The 14,747-nt window shown below is 67.7% G+C and carries 15 protein-coding genes; 13 read left to right on the top strand and 2 right to left on the bottom strand.

All coding sequences use genetic code 11. The annotated features are described in order from the left end of the window. Positions 1-153 precede the first annotated feature (153 nt). From BG90_RS20295 to BG90_RS20285, 3 genes are read left to right on the top strand one after another with little or no spacing between them, the layout of a single operon-like run. Positions 154-522 (top strand): response regulator, encoded by a 369-nt coding sequence (locus BG90_RS20295; protein ID WP_010117575.1) that lies wholly within the window; start codon positions 154-156, stop codon positions 520-522. Beyond that, positions 515-1,138 (top strand): chemotaxis protein CheC, encoded by a 624-nt coding sequence (locus BG90_RS20290; RefSeq protein ID WP_025990066.1) that lies wholly within the window; start codon positions 515-517, stop codon positions 1,136-1,138. The genes BG90_RS20295 and BG90_RS20290 overlap by 8 nt, the downstream gene beginning before the upstream one ends. Further along, positions 1,135-2,070 (top strand): sensor domain-containing diguanylate cyclase, encoded by a 936-nt coding sequence (locus BG90_RS20285; protein ID WP_010110881.1) that lies wholly within the window; start codon positions 1,135-1,137, stop codon positions 2,068-2,070. Before BG90_RS20290 ends, BG90_RS20285 begins: the two co-directional genes overlap by 4 nt. A 188-nt stretch (positions 2,071-2,258) precedes the next feature. Here BG90_RS20285 and BG90_RS20280 read toward each other — a convergent pair whose 3' ends face one another. Beyond that, on the bottom strand, positions 2,259-3,164 hold the full coding sequence (locus BG90_RS20280; RefSeq protein WP_010117572.1) for an alpha/beta fold hydrolase: 906 nt from the start codon (positions 3,162-3,164) through the stop codon (positions 2,259-2,261). Positions 3,165-3,869: 705 nt separating this feature from the next. On the opposite strand from BG90_RS20280, the gene hpnD reads away from it, so the two are divergent. The 10 genes from hpnD to BG90_RS20230 all read left to right on the top strand — a co-directional run bounded on the left by hpnD (position 3,870) and on the right by BG90_RS20230 (position 13,628). Then, positions 3,870-4,718 (top strand): presqualene diphosphate synthase HpnD, encoded by an 849-nt coding sequence (gene hpnD / locus BG90_RS20275; RefSeq protein WP_010110872.1) that lies wholly within the window; start codon positions 3,870-3,872, stop codon positions 4,716-4,718. 4 nt (positions 4,719-4,722) lie between these two features. After that, positions 4,723-5,055 carry a hypothetical protein gene (locus BG90_RS37430; protein ID WP_045568374.1) on the top strand — a complete coding sequence of 111 codons (333 nt, stop codon included), beginning with the start codon at positions 4,723-4,725 and terminating at the stop codon, positions 5,053-5,055. An 11-nt stretch (positions 5,056-5,066) separates the two neighbouring features. Then, on the top strand, positions 5,067-7,064 hold the full coding sequence (gene shc / locus BG90_RS20265) for a squalene--hopene cyclase (protein WP_010121032.1): 1,998 nt from the start codon (positions 5,067-5,069) through the stop codon (positions 7,062-7,064). Positions 7,065-7,070: 6 nt separating this feature from the next. Continuing rightward, entirely contained in the window at positions 7,071-7,778 is a 708-nt protein-coding gene (locus tag BG90_RS20260) for a phosphorylase (RefSeq protein ID WP_010121031.1), read from the top strand. Between the two features lie 619 nt (positions 7,779-8,397). After that, positions 8,398-9,150 (top strand): glutamine ABC transporter substrate-binding protein GlnH, encoded by a 753-nt coding sequence (gene glnH / locus BG90_RS20255; RefSeq protein WP_010110862.1) that lies wholly within the window; start codon positions 8,398-8,400, stop codon positions 9,148-9,150. A 64-nt stretch (positions 9,151-9,214) separates the two neighbouring features. Next, positions 9,215-9,871, top strand: coding sequence for a glutamine ABC transporter permease GlnP (gene glnP / locus BG90_RS20250; protein ID WP_010110861.1), 657 nt, complete (start codon positions 9,215-9,217; stop codon positions 9,869-9,871). Then, the gene (gene glnQ / locus BG90_RS20245; protein WP_010121030.1) at positions 9,868-10,596 is read left to right on the top strand and encodes a glutamine ABC transporter ATP-binding protein GlnQ; all 729 of its coding nucleotides are present in this window, start codon (positions 9,868-9,870) and stop codon (positions 10,594-10,596) included. The genes glnP and glnQ overlap by 4 nt, the downstream gene beginning before the upstream one ends. 12 nt (positions 10,597-10,608) lie before the next feature. Continuing rightward, the gene (locus tag BG90_RS20240) at positions 10,609-11,679 is read left to right on the top strand and encodes a C45 family autoproteolytic acyltransferase/hydrolase (protein ID WP_010121029.1); all 1,071 of its coding nucleotides are present in this window, start codon (positions 10,609-10,611) and stop codon (positions 11,677-11,679) included. Next, positions 11,676-13,022, top strand: coding sequence for an aspartate aminotransferase family protein (locus BG90_RS20235; protein ID WP_010110858.1), 1,347 nt, complete (start codon positions 11,676-11,678; stop codon positions 13,020-13,022). Before BG90_RS20240 ends, BG90_RS20235 begins: the two co-directional genes overlap by 4 nt. 42 nt (positions 13,023-13,064) lie before the next feature. Continuing rightward, positions 13,065-13,628, top strand: a complete 564-nt coding sequence (locus tag BG90_RS20230) for a carboxymuconolactone decarboxylase family protein (protein ID WP_010121028.1) — start codon at positions 13,065-13,067, stop codon at positions 13,626-13,628. Positions 13,629-13,745: 117 nt separating this feature from the next. On the opposite strand, the gene BG90_RS20225 is transcribed toward BG90_RS20230, so the two are convergent. Then, positions 13,746-14,747 (bottom strand): MlaA family lipoprotein, encoded by a 1,002-nt coding sequence (locus BG90_RS20225; RefSeq protein ID WP_010121027.1) that lies wholly within the window; start codon positions 14,745-14,747, stop codon positions 13,746-13,748.

Below are 14,747 nucleotides of genomic sequence, written 5' to 3'. Positions count from 1 at the left end.
AGCGGGCGCGTCCGGCGCGTCGAGCCGGTTCTTGCGAGCCGGGCGGTGCGCGCGTGGTCCGTCCCTCGTATCGCCAGTTGCACCTTGCCTAAAGAAGCGCGGCGAACCGTCGTTAACGCGAGACACACGACTCCGTTTACCGCTACGACAGCCATGCCTCTGCCGATTGTGATCGCCGACGATTCCTTGCTTGCTCGCAAGCTGCTGACGAAGGCGCTGCCGGTGGGCTGGGACGTCGAAGTGAACTATGCGTCGAACGGTCGCGAGGCGCTGACGCTGTATCGCGACGGCAAGGCATCGGTGATGTTTCTCGATCTGACGATGCCGGACATGAGCGGCTACGAAGTGCTCGAGACATTGCGCGGCGAGGATCTGAACACGTTCGTGATCGTCGTGTCCGCCGATATCCAACCGATGGCGCAGGCACGCGTGCGCGAGCTGGGCGCGGCGGCTTTCGTCGCCAAGCCCGTCACCTCGGAAGCATTGCTGCCCATTCTCAAGGAGTATGGGTTGTATGTCTGAGATGGTGTTGACGGCGGAGCAACGCGACGCCCTGCAGGAGATCGCCAACCTCGCGATGGGACGCGCGGCGGCGCGTCTCGCGCTTCTCCTCGGCACCTTCATCGAGCTGTCGGTGCCGCGCGTGCGCGTCGTGCGCGCGGCCGACGTCGGCCGCGTGCTGCGCGACATGACGGGCATTCACGACAACGTGACCGCCGTGCGCCAGGGCTTTCGCTCCGACATCAAGGGCGAGGCGCTGATGCTGTGCCGCAGCGCGGGCGTCGGCCAGCTCGTGTCGCTCGTCGACGACGCGTACGCGGACGACGGATTCGGAACCGTCACGCAGGCCGAGCTCGTGTTCGACATGGCGAACGTGCTGATGGGCGCGTGCGTGTCGTCGATTCTCGACGAGCTCGGGCGCACACCGGTGTTTTCGCCGCCGGGGCTGCTCGGCGAAGACATCGCGCTCGACGACGCATTTCAGCCCGACGTGCTCGCATGGAGCGAGACGCTCCTTCTCGAAGTGAACTTCGGCGTCGCGGACGACGGCGCCCGCACGCATTTCGTGATGCTGCTCGCGGAAGACTCGATTCGTCATATGAGCGACGCCCTCGATACGTTGCTGTCCAGCTTATGAACCTTCTTTCTTCGCTGAGCGATCTCGTCATCGAACGGGTCAGCTTCGGTATTTTCGTGCTCGACCGCGAGATGAAGGTACTCATGTGGAACCGGTTCATGCAGGATCACAGCGGCGTCGCCGCCGCCGACGTGATCGGCCGCAATCTGTTCGACAGTTTTCCGGAGCTGCCGCGCGCGTGGCTGTCGCGCAAGATCGAGAGCGTGTTCCAGCTCGGCAGCTTCGCGTTCAGCTCGTGGGAGCAGCGGCCGTATCTGTTTCGCTTCGATCACGACCGGCCGATCACGGGCGGCGTCGACTTCATGCAGCAGGATTGCACGTTCGTGCCGATCGCGCGCGGACGCGAAGTCGAGGCCGTCTGCGTGACGATCTCCGACGTCACGCACGTGAGCGTGATGCAGCGCGAGCGCGAAGAAGCCGTCGCGAAGCTGCAGGAATACGCGAACCGCGACGGGCTGACGGGCATCGCGAACCGGCGCTTTTTCGAGGCGCGGCTGCGCGACGAATTCGAGCGTTGGCAGCGCTACGGCGGCAATCTGTCGGTGCTGTTGTTCGATCTCGACCACTTCAAGGCGATCAACGACCGCTTTGGCCACGTCGTCGGGGACAACGTGTTGCGTGTAATGGCGCGCCGCGTCGCGGACGTCGTGCGATTGCAGGATACGTTCGGCCGCTTCGGCGGCGAGGAATTCGCGTTGCTGCTGCCGTGCACGTCGCTCGACGAGGCGATGCACGTCGCCGAGAAGATCCGGCAGACGATCGGCAACACGCCGATCGAAGCGGAAGGCGTGCGGGTGCCGGTGACGGCGAGCGTCGGCGGCGCGGCCGCGCACGCCGGCGCGCTCACGCACGAGACGCTCGTCAACGAAGCCGACGCCGCGCTTTATCGTGCGAAGCGGCAGGGGCGGAATTGTTCGGTTGCGTTTGGGTGAGGCGGCGGGTTCGATCGTTGCGGGATTCGATCATTCGATCGCTTGGGTGCCGGAGTGCCGGAGCGCTCGACTGTTCGTTCACCCGTTCGCTCGGACAACTCGCGCACCTTCGGCGACCGCGACACCGCGCACGAGGCGACGCAGCCGGCGCACCGCGTCCGCTGCGTCGCTGCGTCGCGTGAACGGCGTCAGCCGCGCGCGATCGCGGCCAGCGTATCGGCGACTGCGTCCGGCTGCGCGATGAACGGCGAGTGGCTGCTGTCGAGCGTGTGCACGTGCGTGCGGTTGCCGGGGGCGAGCGCGTCGGCCTCGTCGATGAAGCGCTGCTGCAGCGCAGGCAGCAGCACCCGATCGCGCAGGCACTTGATGTAATGACGCTCGATCGCGCCCCAGCGCGCGGCCGTCGTGTCGATGCGCGTCGCGAACGGCGCCGCCGGCACGTCGCAACTGAGCAGATGGCCGACCGCCGTGTGGTCGGCGTCGTTCGCGTCGTCGCAGAGCGCGCGCTTCGCGGCTGCGCGGTACGCCGGATCTTCGCTGCGCGGATCCATCCGCAGCGCGCCCGTCGCCTTCGGGCTCGCCATCATCAGCGGCGCCAGCATTTCGCCCTGGTTCTCCGGCGCGCGCACGTAGTCGAGCCCGGTCGCGCCGGCGGTCGGCATGAACGCGGCCAGATAGACGAGCTTCGCGATCTTCTCCGGTGCGCGCTCCGCGGCCATTGTGATCGCGATGCCGCCCATGCTGTGGCCGACGAGCACGACTCGCTCATGACCGAGCGCGCGAACCTGGTCGATGGTGTGCAGCACGTGGTCGACGTAATCGTCGAGCGTCGTGCCCGCGACGGGCGACGGCTCGCTCGCGAACGCGGCGGCGTCGAGCGGGCGCTTGAAAAACGACGCGGGGAAGCGGGCGTTGATGCCGTGCGCGGGCAGGTCGCGCGCGACGGCCGCGTGGCCGTGCACGGCGAGCGCGGGGATCACCCGCTCGTAGGCCCACGCGCCGTGCCAGGCGCCGTGCACCAGCACGAAAGGCAGCGGGGACGTTCCCGCGGGGTCGCGGCGGTCGGCGATGGTGTCGCGCGGTTCGGTCGGCAAGTTTGTCTCCTGTGATTATGGTTCGAGTGGTCGATTGCAGGCTTGCGCCATCTTAGTGAGGAATCGGCGTGGCGTGGCGGTCGATGGCGCCCCAAGGGCGTATTTTGTCGTGTGCCGGGTTGTTCCATGGCGAATGCCGGCCGCCAAACGCCGAACACTGATTGCCGAGCGCCAAGTACCCAATGCCCGCCCGACGGCGACAGGCGACAGGCGACAGGCGACAGGCGACAGGCGACAGGCGACAGGCGACAGGCGACAGGCGACAGGCGCGGATTTCGCTTGAGCGCATGATGAGGGCAGAACAAAGTCTGGCAACACGTCGATTGAATTCGACCGATCATCAATCCACATCCAAGCCGACGAATTGAGACTTTTGAGAGCTGTAATCCCCGCAGACCTCCAATCTCCGTCGCGCTTCGTCCCCTATTCACGACGACGTTCACGCCCGCACCGCCCGCAAAATCGAACCACTCGTCCGCACTGCCCACGAGAACGCACCACACCGTGCCCTCCGTCTGTAATTCGGCAGCCGAACCGGGCGGCAGCGACCTTTAAAGATTGCTATACTCTCGCCCAATTCCGGTTTCCCGCCGGTAATTTGTGCCTGTCTGCGCCCATCGTTCGCGCATCTCGCACGCATTTACCATCCCCAGCCGGGCATGGCTTCTTCAATCGCCCCGCGAGGGCGCCTTAGCGGAGCTCGTCTTGGCCGTTTCCAATCCCGTCGTGGACGATAACGAAACCGACGCCGCTGCCGTCACATCGGGCAGCTCTTTCTATCTCGCGATGCGCATCCTGCCCGCGGAGCAGCGCGACGCGATGTTCCAGGTCTACGCGTTCTGCCGCGCGGTCGACGACATCGCCGACGAAGGCGGCCCGCGCGCCGAGCGCGCGGCGCAGCTCGACCGCTGGCGCGCGGACATCGACGACTGCTACGCGGGCAAGCCGCGCGCGTCGCTCGTGCCGCTCGTGCGCGAGATCGGAAAGTTCGGACTGCATCGCGAAGACTTCCACGCGATGATCGACGGGATGGCGATGGACGCCGCCGAGGACATCTGCGCGCCCGACGAAGCGACGCTCGACCTGTACTGCGACCGCGTCGCGAGCTCCGCCGGCCGGCTATCGGTGAGGATTTTCGGGATGCCGGACGAGTCCGGCCGCGTGCTGTCGCACCACCTCGGCCGCGCGCTGCAATTGACGAACATCCTGCGCGACATCGACGACGACGCGGCGATCAACCGCTGCTACCTGCCGCGCGAGCTGCTCGCACGCGAAGGGATCGCGATCACCGATCCGCAGACGATTGCGCGCGATCCGAAGCTGCCGCGCGTCTGCGCGACGCTCGTCGAGCGCGCACAGCGGCATTTCGCGCAGGCCGATGCGGTGATGGACGCGTCGCCGCGCACGCAAGTTCGCGCGCCGCGCATCATGTCGGGCGCATATCGCCTGATTCTCGAAGCCGCGGTCGCACGCGGCTTCGCACCGCCGCGCACGCCGCTGCGCAAGCCGCGCGCGCGGATGCTGCTGCTCGTGGCGCGTTACGCGCTGTTCTGATTCGATGCGGGAGACCGTCGGCGCGGGCGGCGCGCGCTTGTCCGGCCGCGCCGCGACGTTCGAACGGCGGCGCGCACTGCGCACCGCATCGCAACCCGCCGCCGCGCGCGGGCGGCGCCGATCCGATCGCACGCGACGCATGACGATCGGAACCGGCGTCTGCGTCGCGCCGATGGCTTGTCGCGCGGCACCCGCGCGGCGCATGCAACGTCCCGGCACGCGCACGCGCGTGTCGAACCAGGTGTCCGCGGGCGCTTGGACGGCCGCAGGCCGGCCCGCGACGAACAGGCGCGCGCTTCGTCCAGGCGAGATCGCCCGACGCGCGCGCCGGCAATAAGAGAGGGACCGATGAACGACATGACCGAAATGCACACGCTCGACGCAGCCGCCGCGCCGGCCGCCGATGCGCCCGCCGTGACCGCCGGCCTCGACGCCGCCGTCGCGCGCGCGACCGACGCGCTCCTCGCCGCGCAGAACGCGGACGGCCACTGGGTCTACGAACTCGAGGCCGATTCGACGATCCCGGCCGAATACGTGCTGCTCGTCCACTATCTCGGCGAGGAGCCGAACGCCGAGCTCGAGCAGAAGATCGCGCGCTATCTGCGCCGCATCCAGCAGCCGGACGGCGGCTGGCCGCTCTTCACCGACGGCGCGCCGAACGTCAGCGCGAGCGTGAAGGCGTACTTCGCGCTGAAGGTGATCGGCGACGACGAGAACGCCGAGCACATGCAGCGCGCGCGTCGCGCGATCCACGCGATGGGCGGCGCGGAGACGTCGAACGTGTTCACGCGGATTCAGCTCGCGCTGTACGGCGTCGTGCCGTGGTACGCGGTGCCGATGATGCCGGTCGAAGTGATGCTGCTGCCGCAATGGTTCCCGTTCCATCTGTCGAAGGTGTCGTATTGGGCGCGCACCGTGATCGTGCCGCTCCTCGTGCTGAACGCGAAGCGGCCGGTCGCGAAGAATCCGCGCGGCGTGCGCATCGACGAGCTGTTCAAGAGCGCGCCCGTCAACACGGGCCTGCTGCCGAAGCAGCCGCACCAGAGCACCGGCTGGTTCGCGTTCTTCCGCGCGGTCGACGGCGTGCTGCGCCTCGTCGACGGCCTGTTCCCCCGCTACACGCGCGAGCGTGCGATCCGGCAGGCGGTCGCGTTCGTCGACGAGCGCCTGAACGGCGAGGACGGCCTCGGCGCGATCTACCCGGCGATGGCGAACGCGGTGATGATGTATGCGGCGCTTGGCTATCCTGAAGATCATCCGAACCGCGCGATCGCGCGCCAGTCGATCGAGAAGCTGCTCGTCGTCGGCGAAGAAGAGGCGTATTGCCAGCCGTGCCTGTCGCCTGTCTGGGACACGTCGCTCGCCGCGCACGCGCTGCTCGAGACGGGCGACGAGCGCGCGCGCGACGCGGCCGTGCGCGGCCTCGACTGGCTGATTCCGCGGCAGATCCTCGACGTGCGCGGCGACTGGATCTCGCGCCGTCCGCACGTGCGTCCGGGCGGCTGGGCGTTCCAGTACGCGAACCCGCACTATCCGGACGTCGACGACACGGCGGTCGTCGTGATGGCGATGGACCGCGTCGCGAAGCTCGATCAGTCGGATGCGTATCGCGAGCAGATCGCGCGCGCGCGCGAGTGGGTCGTCGGCATGCAGAGCAGCGACGGCGGCTGGGGGGCGTTCGAGCCGGAGAACACGCAGTACTACCTGAACAACATTCCGTTCTCGGATCACGGCGCGCTGCTCGATCCGCCGACGGCCGACGTGTCGGGCCGCTGCCTTTCGATGCTCGCGCAGCTCGGCGAGACGAACGCGTCGAGCGAGCCCGCACGGCGTGCATTCGACTACATGCTGAAAGAGCAGGAGCCGGACGGCAGCTGGTACGGCCGCTGGGGGATGAACTACATCTACGGCACGTGGACCGCGCTGTGCGCGCTGAACGCGGCCGGCCTCGGCCACGACGATCCGCGCGTGAAGCGGGCCGCGCAATGGCTCTTGTCGATTCAGAATCAGGACGGCGGCTGGGGCGAGGACGGCGAAAGCTACAAGCTCGATTACCGCGGCTACGAGCGTGCGCCGAGCTCGTCGTCACAGACGGCATGGGCGCTGCTCGGCCTGATGGCGGCGGGCGAAGTCGACAATCCGGTCGTCGCGCGCGGGATCGACTATCTGCTCGGCGCGCAGTGCGAGCACGGCCTGTGGGACGAGACGCGCTTCACCGCGACGGGCTTCCCGCGCGTGTTCTATCTGCGTTATCACGGCTACCGCAAGTTCTTCCCGCTGTGGGCGCTCGCCCGCTATCGCAACCTGAAGCGCGCGAACACGACGCGCGTGACGGTCGGGATGTAACGGGCGATGGCTGGTTCCGGCCATTCGGCCGCGCCCGTGATCGCCGTCGCCGGGATGGCGTTCGAGGCGCGGATCGCGCGCGGCGCGGGCGTCGAAGCGGTTTACGCGGCGCGCGCGGACCGGCTCGAGCGCGCGCTCGCCGAAGCGGCCGATGCGCACGGCTGCGCGGGCGTCGTCAGTTTCGGCACGGCGGGCGGCCTCGCACCCGATCTCGCGCCGGGCGTGCTGATCGTCGCCGATGCGGTCGATGGGCCGTTCGGCGTGCTCAATACCGATTCCGCCTGGAGCGCGCGCCTCGTCGCCGCGCTCGCCGGCACGCCGATCGCGGCGCGCACGCGGCGCGGCACGCTTGCGGCGGTCGGCGCGCCTGTCGTCGACGCGCGCGAGAAGGAATCGCTGCATCGGAGGAGCGGCGCGCTCGCGGTCGACATGGAATCGCATATCGCCGGCGCGTTCGCGGCGGCGCGCGGCGTGCCGTTCGCGGTGTGCCGCGCGATCGTCGATCCGGCGTGGCGCACGCTGCCGAAAGCGGCGACGGCCGGACTGCGCGAAGACGGCAGCACGGCGATCCTGCCGATCCTGCGCGAGCTTGCGAAGCAGCCGTCGCAGCTCGGCGCGCTGCTGCAGGTCGCGGGCGACGCGCGCGCGGCGCGCTCGACGCTCGTGCAGGCGCGGCAAGCGTTCGAACGCACGGGGGCGTGGCGGATCGGCTGAGCGCGGTTTGCGGGCTGTTGCTTCGGTTGCGTTGGCGCGGGGCGGGCGATGCGGCCGCATTTCGCGCTGCAGCGCGGCGCGAGTTGGTTCGTCGTTCGAAGCGATTGCGATGAATCGTTTTCGCGTATGTCTTTGCTTGGCTCGGCGATGCGGGATGTAAGCGGATGCTTCCCGCTTCCCTTTCTTCCGCCTGCCGCTCTTCTTCTCCCCTCCCAGTCCGAAGCCGAAGCCAGCGATTCGCAGTCCCGATCATCATCGTCATTCGCGCCGGTCGCCGTCTCGCGCCGCGCGCGCCGCTCCCCAAGCTCCGCGGTTCACGCATGCCGCAGGCTCCGGTTCGATTCGGTCGGACCCCGGCGGAAGTTTCCACTGCGCACCCGCCTCAGCCGGCGCGCCCGGCAATCCCGCACCCTTCCCATTGCCAGACGAAGCCCCACGCCTAGGGGTTTTTTGCGACGCAAATTCCTGTTGCTTTCTTTTTTGGCGGCGTAGCATCCGTCGTGACAACACATGTTGCACGAATTACAATAACGACATCGCGTGTTGCGGTGCGGCTGGTGTTCGTCGCCGTTCCCCGGCCAGATCGGGGCATCGCCACTCACTGCGGAGAAGATAAATCATGGGACGCCGTTCGTTCATCAAGACAGTCGTCGCGGTCGCGCTCGTCGGCGCGAGCCTCGCCAGCGCGCAGGCGAAGGAGCTCGTCGTCGGCACCGACACCTCGTTCATGCCGTTCGAGTTCAAGCAAGGCGACAAATACGTCGGCTTCGATCTCGACCTGTGGGCCGAGATCGCGAAAGACGCGGGCTGGACCTACAAGATCCAGCCGATGGACTTCGCCGGCCTGATTCCGGCGCTGCAGACGCAGAACATCGACGTCGCGCTGTCCGGAATGACGATCAAGGAGGAGCGCAAGAAGGCGATCGACTTCTCCGATCCGTACTACGACAGCGGTCTCGCCGCGATGGTCCAGACGAACAACGCGACGATCAAGTCGATCGACGACCTGAACGGCAAGGTGATCGCCGCGAAGACGGGCACCGCGACGATCGACTGGATCAAGGCGCACCTGAAGCCGAAGGAGATCCGCCAGTTCCCGAACATCGATCAGGCGTATCTCGCGCTCGAAGCCGGCCGCGTCGATGCCGCGATGCACGACACGCCGAACGTGCTGTTCTTCGTGAACAACGAAGGCAAGGGCCGCGTGAAGGTCGCGGGCACGCCGGTGAGCGGCGACAAGTACGGGATCGGCTTCCCGAAGGGCAGCCCGCTCGTCGCGAAGGTCAACGCCGAGCTCGCGAAGATGAAGGCCGACGGCCGCTACGCGAAGATCTACAAGAAGTGGTTCGGCTCCGAGCCGCCGAAGTCGTAAGCGGCGAAGCAGGCCGGCGCGGCGTGTTTCGCCGCGTCGATCGAAACTCAATCGGGAGCTGGATGTGCAATTCGACTGGTCAGCGATATGGGCTGCATTGCCGGACTTGATGGACGGCGTGAAGCTCACGGTTTTCATCGCATTTTTCGGGCTGGCGGGCGGTTTTCTCGTCGGCATGGTCGCCGGCATGTTTCGCGCGTACGGCCCTGCCGCGCTGAACGTGCTCGCGCAGGTTTACATCGAACTGATCCGCGGCACGCCGATCGTCGTGCAGGTGATGTTTCTCTATTTCGCGCTGCCGCTGCTCGCGCATATCCGGATCGACGGCCTGACGGCCGCAATCGTCGCGATCACGCTGAACTCGGGCGCGTATCTCGCCGAGGTCGTGCGCGGCGCATTGCTTTCCATTCCCAAGGGATTGACGGAAGCGGGGCTTGCGATGGGGCTGTCGATGCCGCGCGTGCTCGTGAAGATCGTCGGGCCGCTCGCATTTCGTCGGCTGATTCCGCCGCTCGGCAACCAATGCATCGTCAGTCTGAAGGACACATCGCTGTTCATCGTGATTGGCGTCGGCGAGCTGACGCGCAAGGGGCAGGAGATCATCGCCGGCAACTTTCAGGCGGTCGAGATCTGGAGCGCGGTCGCCGCGATCTATCTCGTACTCACCGGCGTGATGACGCTCACGCTTCGCTTCGTCGAAAGAAGGATGCGCATCCTATGAGCATGGTCGAATTCCGCAATGTGTCGAAGAGCTTCGGTCACGTGCCGGTGCTGAAGGACATCAGCCTGTGCATCGACGCGGGCGAGGTCGTGGTCGTCGTCGGGCCGTCGGGCTCGGGCAAGTCGACGATGCTTCGCTGCATCAACGTGCTCGAGAAGATCACCGGCGGCGATCTGCTCGTCGACGGGCAGAGCGTGAAAGGCAAGGCCGCGGTGGTCCACAACATCCGGCTCGAAGCCGGGATGGTGTTCCAGCAGTTCAATCTGTTTCCGCAGATGACCGCGCTCGAGAACGTGATGTTCGGGCCGACCCAGGTGCGCGGCGCGTCGCGTGCGCAGGCGCGCGATCAGGCGATGGCGCTGCTCGTGAAAGTGGGCCTCGAAGCACGCGCGAACCACTATCCGTCCGAGCTGTCGGGCGGCCAGCAGCAGCGCGTCGCGATCGCGCGCGCACTCGCGATCAAGCCGAAGCTGATGCTGTTCGACGAGCCCACGTCGGCGCTCGATCCCGAGCTGCGCCACGAAGTGCTGAAGGTGATGCGCGATCTCGCGAACGAAGGGATGACGATGATCGTCGTCACGCATGAGATCGGCTTTGCGAAGCAGGTCGGCACGCGGCTCTTGTTCATGGATCAGGGCGGCATCGCCGAGGACGGCGATCCGAGGACGCTGATCGATCATCCGCCGACGCCGCGCCTGAAGGATTTTCTCAAACACGTTTCGTGATCAGGACAACCGATGAAGTTTCTCAAGCCCGTCGTCGTGGCGGGTTCGCCGCATGACATCGGCAGGCAGCTCGGCGAGCTCGCCCGGCCGGCGATGGATGCGTACTTCGCGCAGAGCAGCGCATGGCGCGCGGTCGCGCGCTGGCGCGGCCATCCGTTCGTCGCCGAGCTGCGCCGCGCGGCCGAGACGGCGTTTCCGACGCTCGTCGCCGAGCTTGACGGGCTCGCGGCCGGCCTCGGCTGGCATGCGGAAGACGTGTTCGTCTGGAACTGCCGCGGCGAGTTGATCCACAACGCGCCGGACGGCTGCACGACGCTCGCGGTGCGCACGCCGCGCGAACGGATGATCGCGCACAACGAGGACGGCGATCCGCATCTGCGCGGCAAGTGCATGCTCGTCGACGTGCGGCCCGACGGCAAGCCGGGCTTCGTCAGTTTCTACTATCCGGGCTCGCTGCCGGGCCATACGTTTGCGGTGAATCGCGCGGGGCTCGTGCAGGCGATCAACAATGTCCGCATCGGCCGTCCGGCCGCGGGTGTGCCGCGGATGATCCTCGCGCGCGCGGTGCTCGACGCGTTGTCGCTCGACGACGCGCTGCGCATGCTGTGCGACACGCCGCGCGCGAGCGGCTTCCATCACACGCTCGGCTGCGCGGGCGAGCGGCGCGTCGTCAGCGTCGAGGCGAGCGTCGCGCGCACGTCGGTGCTCGACGTCGACGGCGTGTCCGGCCATGCGAACCATCTGGTTCATCCGGGCTGCGACGCCGAAGCGCAGATCGTCACCGCGTCGTCCGCCGATCGGCAAGCGCGGCTCGCGCAGCTTCTGCCGCCGCTCGACGGCGCAGCCGACGCATCCGCGCTGTGGCGCGTGCTCGCCGACCGCGCGGGCGACGGCCTGCCGATCTACCGCGACGATCCGAACGATCCCGACGACGAAAACACGCTTGCGACCGCGCTGTTCTCGATCGGCGACGACGGCGTCGCGTTCGAGGTGCGCGAGCAGGGCTCGGTGTGCTTTCAGCAATTCGTGCCGCGGGACGCGCAGCGTCCGTCGGCGCTTCGACACGAAGAAGGACACGCATGACCACCGTATTTCATCGCGCGCCGCGCGCGAACCTGCCGGTCGCGGTCGCGGGCGACGGCATCGAGATCGTCGATTCGACGGGCAAGCGCTACATCGACGCGTGCGGCGGCGCGGCCGTGTCGTGCCTCGGGCACAGCAATCAGCGCGTGATCGACGCGATCAAGCGGCAGGCGCAGCAACTGCCGTACGCGCACACGTCGTTCTTCACGACGCAGCCGGCCGAGGAACTCGCGGACCGGCTCGTCGCCGCCGCGCCGGCGGGGCTCGAGCACGTGTACTTCGTGTCGGGCGGATCGGAAGCGATCGAAGCCGCGCTGAAGCTCGCGCGTCAGTACTTCGTCGAAAAGGACGAGCCCGCGCGCCGGCATTTCATCGCGCGCCGGCAGAGCTATCACGGCAACACGCTCGGCGCGCTCGCGATCGGCGGCAACGCGTGGCGGCGCGCGCCGTTCCTGCCGCTTCTGATCGAAGCGCATCACGTGAGCCCGTGCTACGCGTATCGCGAGCAGCGCGCGGACGAAAGCGAAGAGGCGTTCGCGCAGCGCCTTGCCGACGAGCTCGAAGACAAGATTCTCGAGCTCGGGCCGGGCACGGTCGCGGCGTTCGTCGCGGAGACGGTCGTCGGCGCGACGGCGGGTGCGGTGCCGCCCGTGCGCGAGTATTTCCGCAAGATCCGCGCGGTGTGCGACAAGTACGGTGTCCTGTTGATTCTTGACGAGATCATGTCGGGAATGGGACGCACCGGCTATCTGTTCGCGTGCGAAGAGGACGGCGTCGCGCCCGATATCCTGACGATCGCGAAAGGGCTCGGCGCCGGCTATCAGCCGATCGGCGCAACGCTCGTCAGCGACGAGATCTACCGGACCATCGTCGGCGGTTCGGGCTTCTTTCAGCACGGCCACACGTATATCGGCCACGCGAGCGCATGCGCGGCCGCGCTCGAAGTGCAGCGCGTGATCGCCGAGGATCGGCTGCTCGACAACGTGAAGGCGCGCGGCGAGCAACTGCGTGCGCTGTTGCGCGAGCGCTACGCCGGTCATCCGCACGTCGGCGACGTGCGCGGCCGCGGGCTGTTCGTCGGCGTCGAGCTCGTGCGCGAGCGCGACACGAAGGCGCCGTTCGAGCCGCAGCAGAAGCTCCACGCGATCGTCAAGCGCGAAGCGATGCAGCGCGGGCTGATGGTGTATCCGATGGGCGGCACCGTCGACGGCAATTCGGGCGATCATATCCTGCTCGCGCCGCCGTTCATCTGCACCGCGCAGCAGATCGGCACGATCGTCGAGCGGCTCGCGGGCGCGATCGAGGCGGCGCTCGCATCGATCGGCGCGGCAGCCGTGCGTTGACGTGCGGCCGCACGTGCGCATCTTTTGCTCCGGTGAACCGACATGACGAAAACAAAGATGAGGCTTCCTGAATTCCAGCGCGAGACCGCGACCGATGAGCAGAAGGCGGTGCTCGACGAGATCCTGAGCGGGCCGCGCGGCAATCTGAACGGGCCGTTTCTCGGCTGGATCGCGAGTCCCGAGCTCGCGCAGCACGCGCAGCGGCTCGGCGCGTTCTGCCGGTATCGCACCGGGCTGCCGTTACGGCTGTCGGAGCTCGCGATCCTCGTGACGGCGGCGCGTTGGCGCTCGCAGGCGGAATGGCACATCCATCATCCGATCGCGCTCGATGCGGGCGTGCCCGCCGAGGTCGCCGAAGCGATCCGAACCGGCACGGCCCCGGCGTTCGACGACGCCGACGATGCGCTGATCTTCCGCTTCGCGACCGAGCTGTACGAGACGAAGCGCGTAGCCGACGCGACGTACGACGCGTCGGTCGCGCGTTTCGGCCACCCGGTGATCGTGAATCTCGTCGCGTTGCTCGGCTATTACGCGCTCGTCGCGATGACGTTGAACGTGTTCGAGATGCGCGCCGACGGGCAGACGACGCTGCCGTTCACCGAATAGCCGGAGGAAAAACGAAGGAACGATGCGACAGGCGGCGCGCGTTCGTCGCATCCGGGCAAGACAACGGCGGCCGTTTCGGATTCGAGACGGCCGCTGTGTCGATGGGCGGGGCGTGCGTCAGTTCGTCGTCGACGGAGACTTCGCGTCCGGCGCGGATGCCGGCGCTGCGGAAGAAGCCGCCGATGCGGGCGCGGCCGCCGAAGCAGACGCGGGAGCGGACGCCGCCGCCGGCTCCGCCGCGCCGCCGCTCGCGTGGGCATCGCCGGGATCCCGATACTGCGGCAGCCCGGCCGGCTCACGCCCGCCGCCTTGCGCGCCGCCCGACGGCATCCCGCTTGCGCCGTCGCCCGGATCCTCATACTGCGGCAAGCCGCCCGGCGCGCTGCCTCCCTTGCCGTCCGCCGGCTCGCCGCCGGGTTCGTTGTAGTTCGGCAGCGATTCCTCGTCGCTCCTGCCGTGATACGTGAGCGAGCGGCGCTGCTGCACGTACGCGTCACGGACGAACGAGTACTTGTCGAGCGCGGCCTGCTGCAGCAGGTCGGTTGCGGCGAGCAGATCCGAGCGCGCGCTGATGAATTGCGCGATATACATCGGATTGCGCGCGGCGGGCTCGATGTAGTTCAGCAGATTGAAGCGGACGTCGACCGCGCGGCCGACGCCGTCGCGGAACGAGCTCGGCCCGAAGACCGGCAGCACCAGATACGGGCCCGCCGGCACGCCCCAGCGTGCGAGCGTGAGCCCGAAATCCTGGTGGTGCTTCGGCAGCCCGGCGAGCGTCGCGACGTCGATCAGCCCGGCGACGCCGAACACCGAGTTCATCGCGACGCGCATCACGTCCTGCGTCGCGTCGGTGATCCGGAGCTGCAACAGGTTGTTCGCGATGTTGCCGAGATCGCCGAGGTTCGAGAAGAAATTGCTGATCGCCGTGCGCAGCGGCGTCGGCGTCACCTTCTGATAGCCCTTCGCGATCGGCACGGCGATCGTCGAATCGACCGCGTCGTTGAACTTGAAGACCGCGCGGTTCATCGGTTCGAGCGGGTCGCCGGGGTGGCGATTGGGGCCGGTCGCGCAGCCGCTCGCGAGCAGGCAGGCGGCGAGCGCCGACGCGGTAATTCGCAT

The organism is Burkholderia oklahomensis C6786, assembly GCF_000959365.1.
Classification (GTDB): Bacteria; Pseudomonadota; Gammaproteobacteria; order Burkholderiales; family Burkholderiaceae; genus Burkholderia; species Burkholderia oklahomensis.
This window is presented reverse-complemented; position numbering and strand designations above follow the sequence as displayed.